This is a genomic window from Blautia intestinihominis (genome assembly GCF_040096655.1).
Lineage (GTDB): Bacteria > Bacillota > Clostridia > Lachnospirales > Lachnospiraceae > Blautia_A > Blautia_A intestinihominis.
The window spans coordinates 25,182-32,341 of the sequence record NZ_JBBMEI010000040.1; the positions used below are offsets into that span (position 1 = coordinate 25,182).

General features: G+C 44.7%; 8 protein-coding genes and 2 pseudogenes. 7 read left to right on the forward strand and 3 right to left on the reverse strand.

The genetic code is table 11. The annotated features are described in order from the left end of the window. Positions 1-85: 85 nt before the first annotated feature. Together WMO75_RS12530 and WMO75_RS12535 are read left to right on the forward strand one after the other, a co-directional pair. Entirely contained in the window at positions 86-925 is an 840-nt protein-coding gene (locus WMO75_RS12530; protein ID WP_349078124.1) for an aldo/keto reductase, read from the forward strand. Positions 926-1,021: 96 nt separating this feature from the next. After that, positions 1,022-1,884 (forward strand): annotated as a pseudogene (locus WMO75_RS12535) (aldo/keto reductase). Positions 1,885-1,890: 6 nt separating this feature from the next. Here WMO75_RS12535 and WMO75_RS12540 read toward each other — a convergent pair. Together WMO75_RS12540 and WMO75_RS12545 are read right to left on the reverse strand one after the other, a co-directional pair. Further along, positions 1,891-2,562 (reverse strand): carbon-nitrogen hydrolase family protein, encoded by a 672-nt coding sequence (locus tag WMO75_RS12540; RefSeq protein WP_227222990.1) that lies wholly within the window; start codon positions 2,560-2,562, stop codon positions 1,891-1,893. 14 nt (positions 2,563-2,576) lie between these two features. Beyond that, positions 2,577-2,960, reverse strand: coding sequence for an ROK family protein (locus tag WMO75_RS12545; RefSeq protein WP_118699547.1), 384 nt, complete (start codon positions 2,958-2,960; stop codon positions 2,577-2,579). Here WMO75_RS12545 and WMO75_RS12550 point away from each other — a divergent pair. The 5 genes and pseudogenes from WMO75_RS12550 to WMO75_RS12570 all read left to right on the forward strand — a co-directional run. Further along, a pseudogene (locus WMO75_RS12550) lies at positions 2,927-3,546 on the forward strand (FGGY-family carbohydrate kinase); the annotation flags it as partial. The gene WMO75_RS12545 and the pseudogene WMO75_RS12550 overlap by 34 nt on opposite strands. Beyond that, the gene (locus tag WMO75_RS12555; RefSeq protein WP_349078131.1) at positions 3,538-4,563 is read left to right on the forward strand and encodes an MFS transporter; all 1,026 of its coding nucleotides are present in this window, start codon (positions 3,538-3,540) and stop codon (positions 4,561-4,563) included. The pseudogene WMO75_RS12550 and the gene WMO75_RS12555, both read left to right, overlap by 9 nt. After that, positions 4,538-5,191 carry an HAD family hydrolase gene (locus WMO75_RS12560; protein ID WP_349078125.1) on the forward strand — a complete coding sequence of 218 codons (654 nt, stop codon included), beginning with the start codon at positions 4,538-4,540 and terminating at the stop codon, positions 5,189-5,191. The genes WMO75_RS12555 and WMO75_RS12560 overlap by 26 nt, the downstream gene beginning before the upstream one ends. A 3-nt stretch (positions 5,192-5,194) precedes the next feature. Then, positions 5,195-5,626 carry an FGGY family carbohydrate kinase gene (locus WMO75_RS12565; RefSeq protein ID WP_349078126.1) on the forward strand — a complete coding sequence of 144 codons (432 nt, stop codon included), beginning with the start codon at positions 5,195-5,197 and terminating at the stop codon, positions 5,624-5,626. Beyond that, positions 5,566-6,372 carry an FGGY-family carbohydrate kinase gene (locus WMO75_RS12570; RefSeq protein WP_349078127.1) on the forward strand — a complete coding sequence of 269 codons (807 nt, stop codon included), beginning with the start codon at positions 5,566-5,568 and terminating at the stop codon, positions 6,370-6,372. The genes WMO75_RS12565 and WMO75_RS12570 overlap by 61 nt, the downstream gene beginning before the upstream one ends. An 89-nt stretch (positions 6,373-6,461) precedes the next feature. Here the strand turns inward: WMO75_RS12570 and WMO75_RS12575 are convergent, their stop codons facing one another. Then, positions 6,462-6,956 (reverse strand): hypothetical protein, encoded by a 495-nt coding sequence (locus WMO75_RS12575; protein ID WP_349078128.1) that lies wholly within the window; start codon positions 6,954-6,956, stop codon positions 6,462-6,464. Positions 6,957-7,160: the final 204 nt, after the last annotated feature.

Genomic DNA, 7,160 nt, shown 5'->3' on the forward strand with positions numbered 1-7,160 from the left:
AAAAAGGATTTACCGTAATTAGAAATTATATAGTTACAGTAAGCAAAATGAACAATCACATTTCAGAAAATTGGAGGTAAAGATCATGGAATATGTTACTCTGAACAACGGAATCAAAATGCCGAAACTTGGATATGGTGTTTATCAGACACCGCCGGAAGATACAAAACGCTGCGTACTGGATGCAATCGAGGTAGGATACCGCAGCATCGACACCGCACAGGCTTATTATAACGAAGAAGGTGTAGGAGCAGCACTCAGTGAATGCGGTCTGCCAAGAGAAGAGTTTTTCCTGACAACCAAGGTATGGATCACAAATGCCGGTTATGAGAAAGCAAGAGCTTCTATCGAAGAATCCATGAAAAAACTGCAGACAGAATATCTGGATCTTCTGCTGATTCATCAGCCATTTGGTGATTACTACGGAACCTATCGTGCAATGGAGGAATTTTACAAAGAAGGCAAGATCCGTGCGATCGGTGTATCCAACTTCGGGCCGGACCGTTACCTTGATATCCAGCATTTTGCAGAAATAAAACCGGCTGTAAACCAGATCGAAACACATGTATTCCAGCAGCAGAAAGTTGCAAAAGAATATCTGAAAAAATACGGCTGCCAGATTGAATCCTGGGGACCGTTTGCAGAAGGCCGCAAGGATATGTTTACTAATCCGGTTCTTACAGAAATCGGTGCGAAATACGGAAAGACTGCCGCGCAGACAGCTCTGCGTTTCCTGCTCCAGAGCGATGTGGTCATTATTCCGAAATCTGTTCATAAGGACAGAATGCAGCAGAATTTTGACCTCTTTGATTTCAGCCTGACAGCAGAAGAGATGGCTGCTATTGAGAAACTGGATGGTGGAGAAAGCCTGTTCTTCTCACATTATGATCCAAAAACAGTAGAGTGGTTTATGTCTATTCTGTAAGATTTATAAGAGAAATTTTTTTGGTGAAAGGGGACGAAAACGATGGAAAAGCGTAGATTAAGAAATATTGAAGTATCTCCGATCGGTATTGGCTGTATGGGATTCAGTCACGGATATGGTGAGATCCCGACGGAGGAATACAGCATTGAAGCGATCCGCAAAGCATATGAATTCGGCTGTACATTCTTTGATACGGCAGAAGCTTATGGACCGAACATGCTTCCGGAAAACAAAGGCCATAATGAAAAGATTGTCGGAAAAGCAGTGAAAGATTTTCGTAAAGACATCGTCATTGGAACGAAATTCCATCTGGAAACAGCAGAAGCAAAGAGCAAAGGTGTGGAAGCCACTATGCGGGAGCATCTGGAAAGATCTCTGAGAAACCTGCAGACAGACTATGCAGATGTGTATTATCCCAGGTTGATGTTGATGTGATCGACAGAGCTAATAAAGAAACCCCACTTTCCGCGATCCAGAATATTTATTCCATGGTAGAGCGAGGCGCAGAAGAGGCGGTAATTCCATACTGCATGGAACACAACATAGAGCTTGTTCCGTTCTCCCCAACAGCAAGTGGTTTTCTTTCCGGAAAAGTGACTGTAAATTCTGATTTTTCCCACAGCGACGATGTCCGCAAATTCGTTCCACAGCTTCGCAAAGAAAATATCGAAGCAAACCAGCCGGTGCTTGCACTGCTTGAGGAATACGCAGAGAAAAAAGCTGCAACCAAAGCCCAGATCTCATTGAGCTGGATGCTGCATAAATATCCAAATGTAGTCCCGATCCCTGGATCCAAGAACCAGGGAAGAATCCTCGAAAACCTCGGTTCCTGGAACGTAGAGCTGTCCGATGCAGAATTCCAGGCACTGGAAACAGCCCTTGATAAAATCCTTGTCCATGGACACAGAGGATTCTTCGAACAGCAGGGAAACAGCATGGCGAATTGGGGTAAGAAATAAATCCATTTATTCATAAAATTCAGTTCTTCTAAGTTGAGTATAAGGCCGCGCTGCTCTTATGGCAGATGCGGCTTTAAGCTCGATATCAACATATAAAATCTGTTCTTTATCATCTGCCTTTGCAAGTACATTTCCATTCGCATCAACAACGATCGATTCACCGGAAAAATCCATATCTCCCTCTGCACCGACACGATTGCACATGGCAATGATGGTACTGTTCTGAAATGCCTGTACACGAAGCTCCCATTCGAACATTTCTGAAGGTTCTGCTTTGGTATTTACGGTCGGAATCAAGATCAGATCTGCACCCTTTAAAGCTTCGGTTCGGATGCTTTCCGGATAGTGGCGGTCGAAGCAGACGACAATTCCTAGTTTTCCAAATTCTGTTTCAAAAACTTTGAATCCGTCATCAGACGGAGTATAGTAGTCCTGTTCAAAAAATTTATCAGCCTGAGCGATGTGTACCATTTTCTGAATTCCCAGAATTTTACCGTTTTTGTTGATCAGAATGCTTGCATCGTATGGGCACTCATTTTCCAGAAGATAGATATTCGGGACAGCCATGATCTGATTTTTTCTGCATGTGTCGCCGGCTTCTTTCATTGCATTTAAGCTTTTTTCTATATTAGATTCTACACTGCCGGAATCCGACATCTGTATTAATGCTAGTCGCATGAGCTTGTCCTCCTTCATTTAATTCCAAGAAACTCCTTAATATACGGCAGTGCCGCGCCAATCGTGATATTGTGCTTCGGCATCTTGCTGATATGCAGGAAATCCTGGCTTTCCGGGAATGGAGTCATGCGCCGGATCTCTTCATGGATGTAGGAGAGATCTTTCTCCTGGAGGTAAGGAGCAAGATAGCCGCCGAGAATAAAATCTTTATCATAGATCAGATGCAGTAGATTGATGGATCTTGCCAGATGAGAGAGATACTGGTGCCAGCGATTTACGGCATTGGTTTGTCCATCATGGACTTTTTCAAAAAAAGTATCCAGCGTTTCTGTGTCATCAAGAAGGGCAGACAGGGAACAGAGAACATCTTTATCAGAGGATTCTGGATCAGGAAGCACATGTGAAAGAACTGGATTATGTTTCCACTCTGAGTGGATATATTCACTGGAAACTGACCGGAAACAGGGTAATCGGTATCGGAGATGCAGCAGGAATGTTTCCGGTGAACTCTGATACGCATGATTACTGTGAAGATATGGTGCAGGAATTCTGACAGAAGAAGGTGCAGCTTTCCTTGATGAAAGCGGAAATCTGGAAGCGGGAATTCCGTTATGTCCGCCGGAGGGAGATGCCGGCACTGGCATGACCGCGACAAATTCCGTGGCTCCACGGACGGGCAATGTATCAGCGGGAACAAGCACTTTTGCCATGATCGTTCTGGAAAAACAGCTCAGTAAAATTTACCGCGAGATTGATATGGTCACAACGCCGGCAGGTTTTCCATGTGCGATGTCGCATGCCAACAACGGGACTTCTGACCTGAATGCATGGGTCAGTCTTTTTGAAGAGTTTGCACAGCTTATGGGATATCAGACAGATACAGGAGAACTGTTCAGCAAATTATATACAAATTCTCTGAATGGTGATCCGGACTGTGGCGGACTCCTGGCATATGGATATTACTCAGGAGAAAATGTGACGTACTGTCTCCTCTGTACAGCATACACAGTTGTAAATATCCCGTTGAATACGATCGTTCCGAGACTGACTTCGGATGTACATGAAAGAGATATCCTGGTTTCCACGAGAATGATCTGTGCGATGATCGGAACAGCGATCGTCATGACGATTACAGCACCAATGGTAAAATTTTTCGGTAAAGGAAATGAAGCCAGGGGCTATCTTGTAACTATGACCATTTATGGAATTGCAGCTATGCTGATTTTCTTCGTGACTTTTGCGAGCACAGAAGAAGTCGTACCGCCAACTGTCAGCAATGAAAAAACAACTTTACTGGAAAGTCTGAAAGGGCTCACCGGACAGGCATGGATTCTTTTTCTCCTGAATCTGTCTTATTTTTCACTGTATGTAGTAAGAAACACAACTGTTTTGTATTATTTCAAATATAACCTTGGCAGAACAGAATGGCTGTCACTGGTTGGCATCCTTGGCATTTTATCCGGTCTTCCGATGCTTCTGGCGCTTCCGGCACTGGAAAAAAGATTCAGCAAGCGAAACCTGATGTTTGTAAGTGTGGCACTGTACATAGCGGGAGACCTGATGATCTTTCTTGGAAAAAATTCCGCAGTTTTTCTCCTTGCAGGACTGGTGATCACAGGACTTGGGATTTATGGAATCTTTGGCATTACTTTTGCCATGCAGCCAGACGTGATCGACTATTCAGAATACAAGAAAAATTCCAGCGTAGCGGGACTGATCGCTGCATTCCAGGGATTTTTTGTAAAAGGCGGCATGGGACTTACCAGTTTTGTGATCGGTGCTTTTCTTAAGAATGGCGGCTATGTAGCCAATGCAGTACAGACGGACAAAGCATTGTCCTACATTGAAGTCTGCTTTATCTGGATACCGGTTGTATTGTGTGTTATAATCGCTGTGCTGACCTGGTTTTATAAACTGGACAGCCTGAGAAGCGAAATGACAGAAGAACTGGAAAGTAGAAGGCGGAAGATAGCAAATGGAAATGAAAGGTGCGATTTTTGACATGGATGGTCTGCTGTTCGATACAGAGAACATCTATCAGGAAACATGGAATGAACTGGCAGCAGAGAATGGTGTGACTCTTGGGGCTGATTTTGTTGGCGATATCTGTGGAACCAGCGGTGCACATATGTGCAGGGTGATCGAGAAGCATTATGGAGTTGCCGACGGAAGCATCATTATGGAAGAGTGCATGAAGCGGGTGCGGCAGAAACTTAAGGTGTATGTGCCGAAGAAACCGGGTGCAGAGTGGATTGTAAAAGCTTTTCATGATAAGGGCATGCGCCTTGCAGTGGCAAGCAGCAGTTATCCGGAACAGATAGAAAGTAATCTGAAACTGGCAGGAATGAGAGAATATTTTGATGCAGTTGTCAGCGGCAAAGAGGTTGAACATGGCAAACCGGCACCGGATATTTTTCTCCTTGCAGCAGAGCGGATCGGCTGTACACCGGAAACCTGCTATGTCTTTGAAGACAGCGAAAACGGCATCCACGCCGGAAAAGTAGCAGGATGTACCGCGATCATGATCCCGGATGTTCTGGCACCGTCAGAGGAGATCAAAGAGATTGCTGATGGAATTTATGAAAGCCTGGAAGCGTTTACGGTGGAAGTGCTGGAAAAGGCGGAATAAATTATGAAGATCATGGGAATAGACATCGGCACGACAACAGTCAGTATCGTGCTGACAGATACAGAAACGGGGAAGCAGCTTGCAAGAGAGACGGTGGAACATAATTCTTTTCTGCAGAGCAGCAGGCCGGAGCAGAAGATACAGGATCCGGGGCAGATCTATGAGATCGTCAGAGAACTTCTCGCAAAGATGCAGGGAGAACATGGACTGCCGGATGGGATTGGATTTACGGGACAGATGCATGGGATGCTGTATGTGGATGCTTCTGGAATGGCAGTAAGTCCGCTGTATACATGGCAGGATGGAAGTGGCGAGATCCCGCTGGAAGACGGCAGGACCTGTGTGGAAATACTATTCCTGTTATCGGACTTGACATGGCGGCAAGCTGGGGATGCTTTGACCTGCAGAGACAGGAGTTTTTGTATGAGGCTCTGAAGCATGCGGGTGTAGACACTTCTTATCTGCCGGAAGTGAGAAAGGGACATTTTCTGATCGGAAAAACCAGAGATGGTGTACCGGTAATGGGATCGATCGGTGATAATCAGGCGAGCCTGTTTGGCTCTGTCCGGGATCTTGAGGATACCGTTCTTCTGAATGTGGGAACCGGAAGTCAGATTTCTTTTGTATCAGAAGAGTTTGTAGAATGCGGAGGCAGTGTAGAACTTCGTCCATGTACTGAAAGCAGCTATATCCTTGTGGGGGCTTCTTTGTGCGGCGGTCGTGCTTATGCGATGCTGGAACAGTTTTACCGAGAAGTCTCCGGAACAGATTCCGGGGCAAAGATGTATTCCCGGATGCAGGAACAGGCAGAAGATTTTCTTGAAAAATATGGAAAAGAAGCTGTATGGAAAGTAGACACGGCATTTTCCGGGACAAGAAGTGATCCGTCCCGCCGGGGAATGATAACAGGAATCGGCGTGGAGAATTTTCATCCAGGTGCACTGACGGCTGGTGTGATCTGCGGAATCCTTGATGAACTGCATGAGCAGTACGAGCAGATGTGCAAGCTTACCGGGAAAAAAGCCACTCGCCTGGCCGGCTCCGGAAATGGAATCCGAAGAAATCCATTAATGAGAAAACTGGCAGAAGAAATGTTTGGAATGCCAATGTATGTTTCTGAATATGAAGAAGAGGCGGCGTGTGGAGCGGCACTCTGTGCGGGGAAAGTATTAACAAAATAACAGGCAATCTGGAATGTATTTTGTCCATGAGAATGAAGTGCACAGTAACTTCCAGGTAACTATGGTACAGGATTGTGCTTACTTTACAACTATAAATGAGTCAAAATCATCGCTTTCCTTTGCACATTGGAAAAGATATCGATACTTTTCCGACTGAACAATGCCGCAGATCTTGTGATATCCGGTCTCGAAAGAGCAGAACTCACCAGTTCCTGCGCACTGATGAATGCACGCAGTGCTTTGGGATTACCAAATGCTTTTTCAGGATAACTTAAAAGAACTACCGCATTTTCTATGCCGTTGAGGTTTCCCTCATATCGGTACACATAATATTTTCGTTTTTTGACTGTCGCAAGGTCAAATCCATTATGTGTAACGGACAATTCGGCAGCCAGTTCCTTTGCGATGTTTTGAACAATGTCAATTTTAGAAATTGATTTATTGTACATTACAAAAGCATAATTCAGGACAATGCCATTGCAGGAAAGAATGACAGCAACTGCCTGATGTCCATAATCCTGTTTTTTCTTTAAATGGGACTGATGAAAGTACGCATCTTCAATTGGATGTAATGCCCGTGACAAAGGCTTAGTCTTTGAAGCTATCGTGTCATCCACAATGCAGAAAACAGGATTTCCGGTACGTGCAGCTTCTGAATAAATAATCTCAATGACAGACTGTTTTAATGTATCTGAAAGTAATGAATCATTTCATTTCCCGGAATTAAGGAAATGAGCGATCGTAGTTCTGTGGCAGGAGCTGTTTTTAGCAAAATCCGTGGTTTTTCC

Bases quoted from the DNA above. Each gene is read 5' to 3' on its own strand.
- WMO75_RS12540 (WP_227222990.1), bottom strand. From the start codon at position 2,562: ATGCGACTAGCATTAATACAGATGTCGGATTCCGGCAGTGTAGAATCT.
- WMO75_RS12570 (WP_349078127.1), top strand. From the start codon at position 5,566: ATGGCGGCAAGCTGGGGATGCTTTGACCTGCAGAGACAGGAGTTTTTG.
- WMO75_RS12530 (WP_349078124.1), top strand. From the start codon at position 86: ATGGAATATGTTACTCTGAACAACGGAATCAAAATGCCGAAACTTGGA.
- WMO75_RS12565 (WP_349078126.1), top strand. From the start codon at position 5,195: ATGAAGATCATGGGAATAGACATCGGCACGACAACAGTCAGTATCGTG.
- WMO75_RS12560 (WP_349078125.1), top strand. From the start codon at position 4,538: ATGGAAATGAAAGGTGCGATTTTTGACATGGATGGTCTGCTGTTCGAT.